The sequence below is a fragment of the [Mycobacterium] fortunisiensis genome, from assembly GCF_019050325.1.
Classification (GTDB): domain Bacteria; phylum Actinomycetota; class Actinomycetes; order Mycobacteriales; family Mycobacteriaceae; genus Mycobacterium; species Mycobacterium fortunisiensis.
The window spans coordinates 47360-61007 of record NZ_VOMB01000027.1 but is presented as its reverse complement, the minus strand read 5'-3'; the positions used below and the strand labels follow the sequence as shown (position 1 = coordinate 61007).

Below are 13648 nucleotides of genomic sequence, written 5' to 3'. Positions count from 1 at the left end.
TCCAGATTTCGAGGGAATCATAACTCGCGTCGGTCGTCAGCGGAATGCCGCGGCCACGATTGCCGCGGCCGCCAGCACCAGCGTCGCCGCGATGATCGCGGTGGGCGCGATGCCGGAGTCGAACGCCACCCGGGCCGAGTCGAGCAGCTGCGTCGCGGTGCGGACCGGCAGATCGGCCGCCACCGAGACGGCGCCGCCGATGCTCTCACCGGCATCGCCGGCCTGGGTGGCGCTCAGGCCGGCCGGCAACTCGATGTTGCGGCGGTAGAACGCGGTGAAGATGGTACCCAGCGTCGCGGTGCCCACGACTGCGCCCAACTCGTACGCTGTCTCCGAAACAGCGGATGCCGCACCGGCTTTGGCCGCCGGAACCGAGGCGACGATGGTGTCGTTGGACACCGTCTGCGAGATACCGACACCGAGCTCGAGCACGACGAACGACACGATCACCGCCACCACCGTCAGGTCGTGACGGAACAGCAGGATCAGCACGAACCCGGCCGCGACCAGGACCAGGCCGACGATCATCAGGGTCTGTGGCGCAAAGCGTTTCGCGGCCGCCACCACGGCGATCCCGGCGACCATCGACACCACCGCGCCCGGCAGTGTCACCAGGCCGGCGGCCAGCGGTGACAGGCCCAGTACCAGCTGCAGGTGCTGGGAGATGAAGAAGATGAACCCGATCAGGCCGACGATCGACAGGAAGTTCGCCAGGATCGACGAGCTGAACGGGCCGTAGGAAAACAGCCCGATATCCAGCATCGGGTTGGCGCTGCGCTTCTGCCGGCGCACGAACAGCGCCGCCGAGGCTATCCCGGCGAGGAAGCCCGCCGCGACCAGAACCGACAACCCGTCGTGGGCGGCGGTCTTGACGGCCCAGACGAACGGCAGCATCGCGGTGAACGACAGCGTCACGCTGATCAGGTCCAGCGGACCCGGATTGGGATCCCGGGATTCCGGCACCAGCCGGGGCCCGAGGATCAACAGCGGCAACAGGATCGGAACCGCGACGAGGAACACTGCACCCCAATGGAAATGCTCCAGCAGCGCGCCGCCGACGATCGGGCCCAAAGTCGAGCCCGCCGTGAAACACGCGGCCCAGATCGCGATCGCGAGCCGCCGCGCTGACGCGTCGGTGAAGATGTTGCGGATCAACGACAGCGTCGATGGCATCAGCATGGCGCCGAACACCCCGAGCACCGCGCGCGCCAGCACCAGGTACTGCGCGCTGGGGGCGAAGGCGGCGGCCACCGAGACCACCGCGAAACCGGTGGCGCCGATCAGCAGTAGCTGGCGTCGGCCGATCCGGTCGCCGAGCCCGCCCATGGCGACGAGCAGCGCGGCCAGCACCAGGGAGTAGACGTCGACGATCCACAGCTGGGTGGACGCCGAGGGCCGGAAATCCTCGGCGATCGCCGGCAGCGCGAACGCCAGCACGGTGTTGTCGATGGCGATCAGCAGCACCGGCAGCGCCAGCACTGCCAGCGCCGCCCACGCGCGTTTGGGGGTCTGCGTTACCGACGGGCTGCCGTCGAGGCAGGTGGACATGGGGGGGAGCTCCAAGGGAAACAGATTGAAAAAGTTCAGCCGCGCGGCACTTGGATGGTGCCCGCGGTCAGGCTGGTCATGATGGCGTCGACGATCTGGTGACGGGGCGTGCCGTCCTGCTTGGCGGCCTCATAGCCGGCGTCGAGCAGGGCCCAGAACACGCGGCGGGCCCAGCCCGGCGGGTAGGGCGGATATTCGGGCCGGTCCACCGAGGCGCGGTTGAGGACTTCGACGATGGCCTCGTCGCCGGTGTCGAGGTGGGCGGCCAACTCGCGATCGGCCAGGATCGTCGGCTCGCTGTACACGAACAGCACGATGGGGCCCAGGTCGAGTTGGCTTTCCACCACCCGGCGCAGCGCGGCCTCGGCCGGGCCGTGGGTGGGGTCGGCGCGGTCGATCGCGGCGTTGCTCAGTTCGTGGACGTGCATTGCCAGCGCCCGCAGCAAGTCGGAGCGCTCCGGGTAGTAGCGGTGCACGGTGCTGCGGCCGACGTCGGCGGCGGCCGCGATATCGCCGAGTGCGGCGGACGGATTGTCGGCGAGCACGGTCATCGCGGCATCGAGGATCGCCTTGCGGGTGCGCTCACGCGGTCCGCTGTGCGTCGCTGCCGAACTTGTCATGCATCAAAATGTAGCACAACCCGACCGAAATGAGACATCGATGTCTCATTTCTTCCGGTCCAGTTCTCTGCCGGACGGTCGTTGACGGTGTGCGAACGCGACCCGCAGGTAGAAAACGACGCCGCGGGGCCGGGGGTCAGTTCGGGTAGGGCGCCGGGTACGGCCCCGGGGCGTGCGGCATCAACCGGGCCAGCGCCCGCCGATGCCGCTCGGCGAGCACCGCCGCCAGCACGTATTCCACCGGCGCCCCCGGCGGCGGTGGGGGAGAGATACGTGCGGCCACCTCACCGAAGATTCGCTGCCCCATCTCGTAGCGGATCGCCGGATCGAGTTGCGCCGCGCGGGACAGGAACTGCCGGGCCAACTCGGCCTGCTCGGGACCAAGGCCGGACAGCTGCAGCGAGGCAGCCCACCACGCCAGGCCCGGTGGCATCACCGGCGGCGGGTTCAGCTTGGGCCCTCGCTCGCTGATCACCACGGTGCCGGCGAAGATGTCGCCGAGCCGTTTGCCCCTGGCCGACAACAGGCTGCAGATCACCGCGGGCCCCCCGGTGAGCATCCAGATTTCGATGAACCCGGCCAATCCACGAAACAGGGCCTGGCGGAACCGTTCCGGCCCACCGTCGTCGGCCACCACCCGCAGACCGAGCGCCATCTTCCCCAGCGAACGGCCCCGCGTCGCGGTCTCCATCACCACCGGATAGCCCACCAGCGTCAGCACGGTGAAGATGATCAGGATCGCCGCCGAGAGCGCATCGTCGAGCTGGCTCAGGGTGAGCGACCACAACACCAGACCGGTGACATACCCGATGAGGATCACCGCGATGTCGATCAGGGCGGCCAGCGTCCGCACCGGCAACTGGGCGATCGCCACGTCGAGGACGACGGCGTCCCCGGTCACCACCGGCGCGGGCACAGAAGCCATACCGAGACACGCTACCGACTACGCTTTGCCGGGTGGATGTCGATGCGTTCGTCGTGGCCCATCGCCCCACCTGGGACCGGTTGGAGCAGTTGGTCAGACGACGACGGCACCTCACCGGCGCCGAGGCCGACGAACTGGTGGACCTCTACCAGCGGGTGTCGACACACCTGTCGATGGTGCGCTCCGCCTCGCAGGATTCGGTGCTCGTCGGGCGACTGTCGGGACTGGTGGCGCGGGCACGGGCCGCGGTGACCGGTGCGCATGCCCCGCTGTGGCGGGAGTTCGTCCGGTTCTGGACCGTGTCCTTTCCGGTGGTGGCCTACCGATCCTGGCGTTGGTGGCTGGGATCGGCGGTGGCCTTCTTCATCGTCGCCGTGGCCATGGCACTGTGGATTTCGGGCAATCCCGACGTGCACGCGGCCATCGGAACCCCCAGCGAGATCGACGAATTGGTCAACCACGACTTCGAGTCCTACTACAGCGAACACCCGGCCGGCTCGTTTGCCCTGCAGGTCTGGATCAACAACTCCTGGGTGGCCGCCCAATGCATCGGCTTTGCGATCCTGCTCGGGCTGCCCATCCCGTACGTGCTGTTTCAGAACGCGGCCAACCTCGGGGTGAACGCCGGCCTGATGTTCAGCGCGGGCAAGGGCGACCTCTTTCTCGGCCTGATCATCCCGCACGGCCTGCTGGAACTGACCGCGGTATTTCTGGCTGCCGCGGTGGGGATGCGGTTGGGCTGGACGGTGATCGCCCCCGGCAACCGGCCCCGTGCCCAGGTGCTGGCCGAACAGGGCCGGGCCGTGGTGGCGGCGGCGATCGGGCTGGCCGTCGTGCTGCTGGTGTCGGGTCTGGTCGAAGCGCTGGTGACGCCGTCACCCCTGCCCACCTGGCTGCGCATCGCCATCGGCGTCGCCGCCGAAGCGGCCTTCCTGGGCTACGTCATCCACTTCGGCCGCAAAGCCGTGCGGGCGGGCGAGAGCGGCGACCTCGAGGACGCCCCAGATTTGGTGCCCACTGGTTAGAGCTTGCCGGCGGCCTTCATCGCCAGGTAGTGGTCGGCCAGCGCCGGGGCCAGATCCTGCGGCAGCGCGTCGACCACATCGACACCGTGACCACGCAAGCGCGATGCGATGGCCCGCCGGTCGTTGCGGGCCCGCTCGGCCGCGGCCGCGTCGTACACCTGCGCGGCATCGGCCCGGCCGGCCGCCAACTGATCCACCCGCGGATCGGCCACCGCCGCCAGCAGCACCTGATGCCGGGCCGACAACAGCGGCAGCACCGTCATCAACCCCTCATCCAGCGCCGAGGCATTCAGATCGGTCAGCAGCACCACCAGGGCGCGGCCCCGCACCCGCCGCGAGATCGCCGAAACCATCGCGGTGGCATCGGATTCCACCAGCGCCGGCTGTAACGGTGCCATCGCGGCGACCAGCGCGGCCAACAGTTCGGTGCGCGAGGCGCCCCAAACCCCCGCCCGGGTGAGCCGGTCGATCGCCAGAAAGTCGACGTGATCGCCGGCGCGGGCGGCCAGCGCCGCCAGCAGCAGCGCGGCATCCATCGACCAGTCCAGCCGCGGCCAGCCGCCCGGATCCCGCGCCGTCGGATCCACCCCGACCCGGCCGGCCGAGGTGCGCCCGGTGTCCAGCACGATCACCACCCGCCGGTCGCGCTCCGGACGCCAGGTCCGCACCACCACATCGGCGCGCCGAGCGGTGGCCCGCCAGTCGATCGAGCGGACGTCGTCACCCACCACATATTCACGCAGCGAGTCGAATTCGGTGCCCTGACCGCGGATCAGCACCGGGACCGCACCGTCGAGCTGTCGCAGCCGGGCCAGCCGCGACGGCAGGTGTTTGCGCGACAGGAACGGCGGCAGCACCCGCACCTGCCCGGGCAACCCCAGCGAGCGTTGCCGCCCGGCCAGCCCCAGCGGGCCGATCGAGCGCACCGTGACCAGTTCGCAGCGCTGATCGCCGCGGCGCACCGGATCGAGTCGGGTGGTGAGGGAAATCTGCTGCCCCGCAGCGATGTTCACCTGATGGGCGCGCGGCTGAGCCGAGGCGCTGGGCGGCCAGGCGTCGCGGATCGCCCCGCGCACCCGGCGCCGCCCGGTGTTGTGCACGGTGAGCACGGCGTCGACGCTCTGGCCCAGCCGAACCGTGGCGTCACCGCTGCGGGACACCTGCAGGCCGCCGATACCTCCGGCCAGCGCGACATCTGCGGCCACGGCCACCGCCAGTAGCGCTGCCAGCACCACGAAAGCCGTTGCCGGCCATGGGGCCATCGCGATCGGCAGCACACACAGCAGTGCCACCAGACCCGCGCGGCCGGTGAGAACCATCAGCGCGGCACCGGAACGGAGGCCAGGATCCCGTCCAGCACACCGTCGGCGGTGGCGCCCTCCAACTCGGCCTCCGGACGCAACGCCACCCGGTGCCGCAGCGTGGACCGCGCCATCGCCTTGACGTCGTCGGGCGTCACGTAATTGCGGCCGGACAGCCAGGCCCAGGAGCGCGACGTGGCCAGCAGGGCGGTCGCGCCGCGCGGGGACACCCCGAGCTGCAGGGACGGCGAATGCCGGGTGGCCCCGACGATGTCGACGATGTAGCCCAGCACCTCGTCACCCGTCAGCACCTGACGCACCGCCTCGCGGCCGGCGCCGAGCTCTGCGGTGCCGGCCACCGGCTGTACCGCCGACAGATCCCGGGGATCGAAACCATGCGCATGCCGGGCCAGGATCGCGATCTCCTGATCCCGCGGCGGCAGCGGCACCGTCAGCTTGAGCAGGAAGCGATCCAGCTGGGCCTCGGGCAGCTGATACGTGCCCTCGTACTCGATCGGATTCTGCGTGGCGGCCACGATGAACGGATCGGGCAGTGGCCGGGGCTCACCATCCACGCTGACCTGCCGCTCTTCCATCGCCTCCAGAAGCGCGGCCTGGGTTTTCGGCGGGGTCCGGTTGATCTCGTCGGCCAGCAGCAGGTTGGTGAACACCGGACCGGCGCGGAACTCGAACTCGGCGGTGCGCGCGTCGTACACCAGGGACCCGGTGACATCGCCGGGCATCAGGTCCGGGGTGAACTGCACCCGCTTGAAGTCCAGTTGCAGCGCCGCCGCCAGGGTGCGCACCAGCAGGGTCTTGGCCACCCCGGGCACCCCCTCGAGCAGGACGTGTCCGCGGCACAACAGCGCCACCACCAGTCCGCTCACCACGGCATCCTGCCCCACCACCACCTTGGCGATCTCAGTTCGCAAGGCCTGCAAGGCTTCCCGGGCATTCTCGGAGCTGGGCTGTGTCACGACTGCGCGACCTGCCTTTCCATGTCGTCGAGTTGGTGGGCGAGGTGGACGAGTTCGGTGTCAGAGGCCGGAGGTGGGCCGAACAACACGTGGCCGGCCGTGTTGGCAGTGACACCGCAGCGCGCGGCGACGGCGGCCGCAACGGCCTGCGGGGCGGCCCCGGCGGTCAAGCCCAACCGCGGCGCAAGCCGACCCAGCGCGGCGCTGCGCAGGGCATCGGCGGCCCGGTCGCGCGCCCGGCGGGATCGGTACAGGCGGCCGCGACCCTCCACGGTTTCCGACGCGCGCACCACCACCGGCAGGGACTCGGCGACCAACGGGCCGAGACGTCGGCCCTGGGCCAGCGCCAGCAGCGCCACCACCAGGCACAGCTGCAGCACGATCCAGTGGACCTGCCGCGGCAACAGGTCGGCAAGCTTGCGGTCCCCCGTCGAGCTGGTCTCGAAATACTGTGGCGCATACCAGATCACCCGCGGTGCGGCACCGGCCAGATTCATCGCCAGCGCCGCGTTGCCCTCCTTGAGCAGGTGCGAGTTCGTCAGGAAATCTCCGGCGCCGACCACCGTCACGGTGCGGTTCCCGTCGTGGTACCGGACCAGCGCGCCGTCGTAGCAGGACGTGAGTGCCACGTCGTCAGCGGTGTAGGTGTTGACCGGACCCAGTTGCGTCACACCGGCCCGGATCGCCGCGGGCAGTTCGCAATTCGGCTCGCCACCACCGAATTCCGTGGGCTTGCCCAGCGTCAGCTGCGGGGCGAGTTTCTCCCGGGCCAACCCCGCGGGCTCGACCAACAACAGGTCCCCGGGCAGGCCGGCCAACCGGTCCACGGTTTTTCCGCTCGTCAGATACATCGTCTGTGCGATCACCAGCAGCGTGTCGGGCCGGGCCGCGCGGGCCACCTCGTCGGCGTCGGCCGCGGTGACGACCTCGACGCCGTGGTCGCGCAACAGGCTGATCAACGCATGCGTACCCGCCGGTGACGTCGAGGCGGGATCCAGTCGGCCGCCCGGACGCGGCGCGGTCAGATAGACCGTCGCGACGGCCACCGCGACGATGACGACGAACGCCAGCAGCACCCAGCGGGTCGTGCGCAGCCGTCCCCTCATCGCACGCCGACCTCGTCGAGGGCGGCGATCGCCCGGTACTGCGCTTCGGTGCCGGGGCGCTCACCGTAGGTGACGTCGTTGAACGTGGTTGCTGCACTGGACAGTTCGGCTGATCTGCCCGGAAACAGGGCTGCGGCGTCGCGGGCCAGCTCGGTGGCGGTGCGGCCGGGAACGGCGTCCAAGGCGCCGGCTTCTTCCAGGCTGCGGGCCAGGGCGCGCAGTCGGTGCCGGATCGCTGCCGACCAATCGCCCTGTGCGGCACAGGTTTCGGCGAGCGCCCGGTGTTGGGCCGCGGTGAGCTCCTGGCTGCCGAACAGGGCTGGGCCGCCGCCGCGGTCGGTGCGCATGGTCCGCCGCGCGATCCGTACCGCCACCACGATGGCGACCACCACCAGGATCAGCAGCACCGAGATGGTGAACCAGCCGCCGGGAATCTCGGCACCGGCCGAGGTGAGCCGGTAGAGCAGGTCGTTGAGCCAGTCGGCGATCTGCTGGCTCGGTGTGGACCTCGGGTAGATCGGTTTGGCAAGCTCGTGTTGCGCAGCGTCGTGCGCGGCGTCGCGGTCGATGTCGATGCCCGTCACCTCAGGCGTACCGGGGGAGCCAGAGTTGGTCGGTGGTCTCGACGGGACCCACCCCGCCGGTCTGCAACAGCAGATCGAACGCCTCGGACCGGAACCGGCGATCGGTGTACAGCAGCACCACCACGCCGGCGCTGAACGGGGCGGTGACGATTTGCCCGATGGCCGCGCCGATCGCGCTGAGCACCAGTGCCGGCACCGTCGGGCCCGCCTCAAGGCCGGGTCCGGAAAGCGACATGATCTGGCCGGCGATGTTGAACGGCGCACCGACACCCCAGGCGATCACCGCGGCCACGATAGCCGACAGTATCCAGATGCCGAACACACGCCAGAAGTCCTTGCTCACCAACGTGAATGACCGCCGGATCGCGGCCACGATGCCACGCTGCTCCAGCACGATCACCGCGGGCGCGAACAGCAGCACCGTCGACGCGTAGAGCACGCCCGCCAGAGTCAGCAACAGCAGCGGGATCCCCAGCACGGTGGCGATCACGGCGCCGCCGACGGCCGCCACGGCCACCAGGGGCAGCGTCAACCCCACCACGACCAGGACCAGCGCCAGCGCCTCCAGCGCGGTCAGCCCGATCAGCGCCGGCAACCGGCCCCGCAGCCGCTGCCAGGCCGCACCGATCGTGACGGTCCCGCCGAACACCGACCGGCCGATCACCACCGTGAGCATTCCGCTGAGCAGAAGCGAGGACAGGGTGGTGACGACGATGCCGGTGAGAGCACCACCGGCGAACACCACCACCGACCCCACCGACGGGGTTTCACCCTGCACCGTGGTGTTGAACTCGCCGAGCGCGGACAGCGGGCCGATGCGCAGTGCCAGCTCGACGACCTGCGCGGCGATCACCACCACGGCGGCCAGCCCCAGGGTGGCTTTGGGGTTCGCCCGGATGTAGGCAACTGCACCGTTGAAGATGTCGGTCAAGCTCAACGGGCGCAGCGGGATGACCATGCGTTCCATCCTGACCTGCGGGGTGTCGGTCAGCAACTACGGTGGGGGCATGCCCACCGAGATCATCGTGCGAGGGTCGTACTCCGCTTTCCGGGCGCCTGAACGCGCCACGGTGTACGCCACCGTGGCTGACGAAGGGCCGACGATCGAGCCGGTGTACGAGCGGGTGGTCCGTGCGGTGGACGCCGTGAAGACCTCGATCGCACCGCTGCACGAGCCGGAGGCCGGCCCGGTCACCCGATGGTCCACCGGCCAGGTCCGCACCTGGGCCGGCCGGCCCTGGAACAACGAGGGCAAGCAGCTGCCACCGGTGCACCACGCCAGCGCCGACATCGAGGTCGAGTTCCGCGATTTCGCCGCGCTGTCGCGCTGGGTAGGTGGCCACATCATCGAGACCGGCGGGTTCACGCTGTCCCGCATCGCCTGGGCGTTGACCGTCGCGCACCGTGACGAGCTGGTCGCCGAGGTGCAGGCCCGGGCGGTGGGCGACGCCGTGACCAAAGCCCAACGCTATGCCGATGCGCTCGACCTAGGCCCGGTCCGGCCGGTCGCGATCGGGGACGCCGGCATGCTGACCCGGCCGCCCGAGGAGCCGTCGTCGCCGCGGTTGATGCGCGCCATGGCAACCCGAGGGGCGCCGGGCGCGCGCGAACTGGACTTCACCCCGGCCGATATCGAGGTCTCGGTGGCGGTCGATGCGAAATTCCATGCGGGCCAGGATTGATCGCGGCGTAGGTTTACGGCCATGGCCGAGCTCAAGGACAAACTGCGCGCGGATCTCACCGGCGCGATGAAATCGCAGGACAAGCTGCGCACTGCCACGCTGCGGATGGTGCTGGCCGCGATCCAGAGCGAAGAGGTTTCCGGCAAGCAGGCTCGCGAACTGTCGGATTCCGAGGTGATCGCGGTGCTGGCCCGGGAATCGAAGAAGCGCGGCGAGGCCGCCGAGATCTACACCCAGAACGGCCGGGGCGAGCTGGCGGCCAACGAACACGCCGAGGCCCGGGTCATCGACGAATATCTGCCGACCCCGTTGACCGACGCCGAGCTGGCCGACGTCGCCGACACCGCGATCGCCCAGGTGGCCGAGCAGCTCGGGGAGCGTCCCGGCATGCGGCAGATGGGCCAGGTGATGAAGGCCGCCACGGCCATCGCCGCAGGCAAGGCCGACGGCGCGCGGCTGTCGTCCGCGGTCAAGGCCCGGCTGTAGGAGCGGCGTAAAGAATCCTCGTGCTGGGTATCTCAGGCACATGCCGAAAGGGACGGGGATCTACGACGAACAGCACCGAGATGACGGTGACGACGGCGACGCCGCCGCCAAGAGCGGCCGGGCCAAGAAGGTTCCCGAGGACACGCCGGACGTGGACACCACCGAGGCCACCAGCCATGAGCCGCCAGACTGAGTGCTGAGCCGGCGCGGCCCTACAGGTTTTCCGGTTGGATCCGCCAGAGCGCTTCCTGGCTGACGCTGGCCACCAGTCGGCCGGCGGTGTCGTAGAGCGAGCCGCGGGCCAGCCCGCGCGAATCGTTGTGGTTGACCGCCTCGATCTCGTAGCGATGCCAGTCGCGGGGCTGGAAGGGGCGATGGAACCAGATCGAGTGGTCCAAGCTGGCGGCGAAACCGAGATCCGACCGCAGCGGGACGGCCGGCGGCAGCGCCGAGGGCACCGGCCCCAGGTCGGACATGTAGGCCAGGGTGCAGGCCCGGATCAGTGGATCGTCCTCGATCTCGTGCTGTGTGCGGATCCAGAACGGCGAGATCGCGAACTCCGAGTGATCGGTGGGCATGGTGCGCAGGTCGAACTTGTCACCGAAATCCAGCACGTCACTCTTGGGGACGGCGGCGTCCAACTCGAGCTTCGGCGCGGCCTGGGGAAACCAGTCCAGCCCGGGCTCGGGCTGGTGGAACGATGCGATCATCTCCAGGATCACCGCGCCGTCCTGGGTGGCGGTGACGTGGCGGGTGGCGAATGCGCGTCCGTCGCGGATGCGGTCGACGTGGAACTCGACCTCGGCGTCGTAGCGGCCACCCCGGACGAAGTAGGCATGCACGGACTGCGGCAGCTTGCCGTCGTCGACGGTGGCCCCGGCCGCGGCCAGCGACTGCGCCGCGATCAGCCCACCGAACAGACGCTGCACGGCGCCCTCGCGGGGTTCACGAATGCAGAAGTCGTCGCCGCTGCGGTCGAACTGCAGCAGGCGGGCTATCCAGCTCAGCGTGGCCATCGGCCGACGCTATCAACTGCTTGGTTGGGACCCCGGTCACACCTGCTGCGCCCGTACCGTCTCCAGCCGGCGCCATGTCCACCAGAACACCACCGCGCCAAGGATGGATCCCGCCGACGCCAGCGACTGCGCGCCCAGATAGAGGTCCCACTCGATCACGTCGTCGATCGGCCGGTGCTGCCAGGCCGCCACGGTCAGCAACGTCCCCATGGCCAACACCACGCCACCGGCGAGCGTGATGAGGATGACGAACACCGTGCGCAGCACCCGAGGCCGGCCGTCGTCCACGGCTCGCACCCTTCCGGTGCGGGCCAGGAAATGTGAAGCGGCACAAGCCACCACGAGCGAGACCGCCACCGCCGCCAGGGTGTCCGAGGCGCGATGCCACTTTGCCGTCACCGTGTAGGCGCCGATGCTCACCGCCCAGGCCAGCGCGACGAACATGACGATGCCGCGAATCCGGTAGGGGCTCACCACCAGCAGGGCGAACAGAATCGTCATCGCGATCGTGGTGTGCCCGCTGGGCAGGCTGTTGTGGGCGTAGTTGCCGGTCACCTCGACCAACTCAGGGCGGGGCAGGACGAAGCGCTTGAGTGCCTGGGTGATCACCTGGCCCAGCACGACGATCGACATGCCGGCCACCGCGAGGGCCGGTTGACGCCGCAGCAGCGCGATCACCCCCACCACCAGCGTGGCCACCGCCAGTGAATACACCGTGATGGTGTCCAGCGCCGTGGTGGCGGCCAGCGCGTCGTCTGGGCTCACCTGGTCGGCGCCACGCAGCGCGGCGTTCTCGATCGTCTGCCCGGTCACGGTCTGGACCGCGAACCAGTACACCGCGACGCCGAACAGTGCCGCGGCGATCAGGACCCCTGTCCATCGATGGCGCGCGGCGGAAATCGTCATCGTCGGCGGCATGGTGCCAGCATGCCGCAACGGCATTCCGGGATACTCGGAGCAAGTGCAAACCGGAGGGGAGATTCTGATGACGGCTGCGCTCGGCGGCCGCTACGAATTGCGAGGTGTACTCGGTCGCGGCGGCATGGCCGAGGTGCGCGAGGGCTGGGACACCCGGCTGTCGCGCCCCGTCGCGATCAAACTGCTCCACCCGGCGCTGGCCGCCGACGAGGTGACGCGGGGGCGATTCGAGAACGAAGCGCGCGCTGCCGCCGCGCTCAACCACCCCAACATCGTCGCGGTGCACGACAGCGGCGACGACCACGGCACGCCCTTCATCGTGATGGAACGGCTACCCGGCCCGACCCTGGTCGACGAGATCGCCGCCGGACCGCTGACCGCCGACCGGATGCGTTGGGTGCTCACCGACCTGCTGGGCGCGCTCGGCGCCGCGCACGCTGCCGGCATCCTGCACCGCGACATCAAGCCGGGCAATGTGCTGATCGCTTCGTCAGGTGCCGCCAAGCTCGCCGACTTCGGGATCGCCAAGACCGGCGGGAGCGGCCACACCAACGCCCGCACCGTGTTCGGCACCGCGAATTACCTGAGCCCGCAACGGATTACCGGCCAACCGGCGTCGGTCACCGACGACCTCTACGCCCTCGGCGTCCTCGGCTACGAAGCCCTCACCGGGCAGCTACCGTTCGATCGCGACAATCCGATCGCGACCCTGCACGCGGTGCTCGAAGAGCCGTTGCTGCCGATCGGCATGCTGCGTCCGGACGTCGACCCGGCACTGGTCTACGTGTTGGAGCGGGCGATGGCGCGCGATCCGGCGCACCGCTTTCCCGACGCCGCCGCGATGCGGGCCGCACTGCACGCGCCGGTACCGGCGCGTCCGGCGACCCTGCTGCTGCCGACGCCGTTGCCGCCGCGGCGTCCACGCCGGCGAACAGTGATCGCGGCCGTCGCCGTCGCGGCCGCCGCGATCCTCGGGGGCATCCTGCTGATCGCCGACCCTCCGCCGCAACGCGCACCCATCGCCCCCGTGGTGACTGAACCCGCGCCCACTGTTCCCGCCGCGACGAGCGAGCCCACCGTGCCGCCGACCGAGGATGACGGGGAGTTGGGGGCCGGGCACGGCAAAGGCAATGGGAATGGCAATGGGAACGGCAAGGGGCACGGACATGGGAATGGCAAGAAGAAGCATCCACATGAGTGATGTCGAGGCGGCGCACCGGCACTGAGCACCCGGACGAACGCACCCAGACGAACGCCCAGACGAACGCCCAGATGAACAAGGCCCAGACCGGATTTCTCTGGTCTGGGCCTTGCTTGCACTGTCGGGGTGGCGGGATTCGAACCCACGACCTCTTCGTCCCGAACGAAGCGCGCTACCAAGCTGCGCCACACCCCGCGTGAAGCCTCGACAGCGTATCGCACCGGGTGCCTCGAAAGCCAAACGGCCACCTCTGCACCGA

15 protein-coding genes and 1 tRNA gene are annotated in these 13648 nt (G+C 69.7%); 5 read left to right on the top strand and 11 right to left on the bottom strand.

Annotation, left to right across the window (positions count from 1 at the left end; all coding sequences use genetic code 11):
- Nucleotides 1-36: 36 nt before the first annotated feature.
- From lfrA to FR943_RS24480, 3 genes are all read right to left on the bottom strand, one after another.
- Entirely contained in the window at nt 37-1548 is a 1512-nt protein-coding gene (lfrA, locus tag FR943_RS24490; protein ID WP_217161212.1) for an efflux MFS transporter LfrA, read from the bottom strand.
- 35 nt (nt 1549-1583) lie between these two features.
- On the bottom strand, nt 1584-2168 hold the full coding sequence (locus FR943_RS24485) for a TetR/AcrR family transcriptional regulator (protein ID WP_217160862.1): 585 nt from the start codon (nt 2166-2168) through the stop codon (nt 1584-1586).
- A 136-nt stretch (nt 2169-2304) separates the two neighbouring features.
- Nucleotides 2305-3093 carry an RDD family protein gene (locus FR943_RS24480; protein ID WP_217160861.1) on the bottom strand — a complete coding sequence of 263 codons (789 nt, stop codon included), beginning with the start codon at nt 3091-3093 and terminating at the stop codon, nt 2305-2307.
- A gap of 32 nt (nt 3094-3125) precedes the next feature.
- Between FR943_RS24480 and FR943_RS24475 the strand changes: the two genes are divergently transcribed.
- On the top strand, nt 3126-4118 hold the full coding sequence (locus tag FR943_RS24475) for a stage II sporulation protein M (protein WP_217160860.1): 993 nt from the start codon (nt 3126-3128) through the stop codon (nt 4116-4118).
- Here the strand turns inward: FR943_RS24475 and FR943_RS24470 are convergent.
- From FR943_RS24470 to FR943_RS24450, 5 genes are read right to left on the bottom strand one after another with little or no spacing between them, the layout of a single operon-like run.
- Entirely contained in the window at nt 4115-5437 is a 1323-nt protein-coding gene (locus FR943_RS24470; protein ID WP_217160859.1) for a DUF58 domain-containing protein, read from the bottom strand. The genes FR943_RS24475 and FR943_RS24470 overlap by 4 nt on opposite strands.
- Entirely contained in the window at nt 5437-6396 is a 960-nt protein-coding gene (locus FR943_RS24465; protein ID WP_217160858.1) for an AAA family ATPase, read from the bottom strand. The genes FR943_RS24470 and FR943_RS24465 overlap by 1 nt, the downstream gene beginning before the upstream one ends.
- Nucleotides 6393-7502, bottom strand: a complete 1110-nt coding sequence (locus tag FR943_RS24460) for a DUF4350 domain-containing protein (protein WP_217160857.1) — start codon at nt 7500-7502, stop codon at nt 6393-6395. The genes FR943_RS24465 and FR943_RS24460 overlap by 4 nt, the downstream gene beginning before the upstream one ends.
- The gene (locus FR943_RS24455) at nt 7499-8086 is read right to left on the bottom strand and encodes a DUF4129 domain-containing protein (protein WP_217160856.1); all 588 of its coding nucleotides are present in this window, start codon (nt 8084-8086) and stop codon (nt 7499-7501) included. Before FR943_RS24455 ends, FR943_RS24460 begins: the two co-directional genes overlap by 4 nt.
- A gap of 1 nt (nt 8087) precedes the next feature.
- The gene (locus FR943_RS24450) at nt 8088-9044 is read right to left on the bottom strand and encodes a DUF7847 domain-containing protein (protein ID WP_246585251.1); all 957 of its coding nucleotides are present in this window, start codon (nt 9042-9044) and stop codon (nt 8088-8090) included.
- Between FR943_RS24450 and FR943_RS24445 the strand changes: the two genes are divergently transcribed.
- The 3 genes from FR943_RS24445 to FR943_RS24435 are packed head-to-tail and all read left to right on the top strand — an operon-like array spanning nt 9043 to nt 10447.
- A complete protein-coding gene (locus FR943_RS24445) occupies nt 9043-9768 on the top strand; it encodes an SIMPL domain-containing protein (RefSeq protein WP_246585250.1) in 726 nt (241 codons plus the stop codon). The two genes, FR943_RS24450 and FR943_RS24445, sit on opposite strands and share 2 nt — an antisense overlap.
- A 21-nt stretch (nt 9769-9789) precedes the next feature.
- Nucleotides 9790-10254: a GatB/YqeY domain-containing protein gene (locus tag FR943_RS24440; protein ID WP_217160854.1), complete on the top strand. Its 465-nt coding sequence runs from the start codon at nt 9790-9792 to the stop codon at nt 10252-10254.
- Nucleotides 10255-10294: 40 nt separating this feature from the next.
- A complete protein-coding gene (locus tag FR943_RS24435) occupies nt 10295-10447 on the top strand; it encodes a hypothetical protein (protein WP_217160853.1) in 153 nt (50 codons plus the stop codon).
- 19 nt (nt 10448-10466) lie between these two features.
- Here FR943_RS24435 and FR943_RS24430 read toward each other — a convergent pair whose 3' ends face one another.
- Both FR943_RS24430 and FR943_RS24425 read right to left on the bottom strand, forming a co-directional pair.
- Nucleotides 10467-11270: an acyl-CoA thioesterase gene (locus FR943_RS24430; protein WP_217160852.1), complete on the bottom strand. Its 804-nt coding sequence runs from the start codon at nt 11268-11270 to the stop codon at nt 10467-10469.
- 36 nt (nt 11271-11306) lie between these two features.
- The gene (locus tag FR943_RS24425) at nt 11307-12176 is read right to left on the bottom strand and encodes a phosphatase PAP2 family protein (protein WP_246585249.1); all 870 of its coding nucleotides are present in this window, start codon (nt 12174-12176) and stop codon (nt 11307-11309) included.
- A gap of 79 nt (nt 12177-12255) precedes the next feature.
- Between FR943_RS24425 and FR943_RS24420 the strand changes: the two genes are divergently transcribed.
- A complete protein-coding gene (locus FR943_RS24420; protein ID WP_217160850.1) occupies nt 12256-13389 on the top strand; it encodes a serine/threonine-protein kinase in 1134 nt (377 codons plus the stop codon).
- A gap of 121 nt (nt 13390-13510) precedes the next feature.
- On the opposite strand, the gene FR943_RS24415 is transcribed toward FR943_RS24420, so the two are convergent.
- Nucleotides 13511-13584, bottom strand: a tRNA-Pro gene (locus tag FR943_RS24415).
- Nucleotides 13585-13648 lie beyond the last annotated feature (64 nt).

Bases quoted from the DNA above. Each gene is read 5' to 3' on its own strand.
- lfrA (WP_217161212.1), bottom strand. From the start codon at position 1,548: ATGTCCACCTGCCTCGACGGCAGCCCGTCGGTAACGCAGACCCCCAAA.
- FR943_RS24485 (WP_217160862.1), bottom strand. From the start codon at position 2,168: ATGACAAGTTCGGCAGCGACGCACAGCGGACCGCGTGAGCGCACCCGC.
- FR943_RS24480 (WP_217160861.1), bottom strand. From the start codon at position 3,093: ATGGCTTCTGTGCCCGCGCCGGTGGTGACCGGGGACGCCGTCGTCCTC.
- FR943_RS24470 (WP_217160859.1), bottom strand. From the start codon at position 5,437: ATGGTTCTCACCGGCCGCGCGGGTCTGGTGGCACTGCTGTGTGTGCTG.
- FR943_RS24460 (WP_217160857.1), bottom strand. From the start codon at position 7,502: ATGAGGGGACGGCTGCGCACGACCCGCTGGGTGCTGCTGGCGTTCGTC.
- FR943_RS24445 (WP_246585250.1), top strand. From the start codon at position 9,043: ATGCGTTCCATCCTGACCTGCGGGGTGTCGGTCAGCAACTACGGTGGG.
- FR943_RS24450 (WP_246585251.1), bottom strand. From the start codon at position 9,044: ATGGTCATCCCGCTGCGCCCGTTGAGCTTGACCGACATCTTCAACGGT.
- FR943_RS24440 (WP_217160854.1), top strand. From the start codon at position 9,790: ATGGCCGAGCTCAAGGACAAACTGCGCGCGGATCTCACCGGCGCGATG.
- FR943_RS24435 (WP_217160853.1), top strand. From the start codon at position 10,295: ATGCCGAAAGGGACGGGGATCTACGACGAACAGCACCGAGATGACGGT.
- FR943_RS24430 (WP_217160852.1), bottom strand. From the start codon at position 11,270: ATGGCCACGCTGAGCTGGATAGCCCGCCTGCTGCAGTTCGACCGCAGC.
- FR943_RS24425 (WP_246585249.1), bottom strand. From the start codon at position 12,176: ATGACGATTTCCGCCGCGCGCCATCGATGGACAGGGGTCCTGATCGCC.
- FR943_RS24420 (WP_217160850.1), top strand. From the start codon at position 12,256: ATGACGGCTGCGCTCGGCGGCCGCTACGAATTGCGAGGTGTACTCGGT.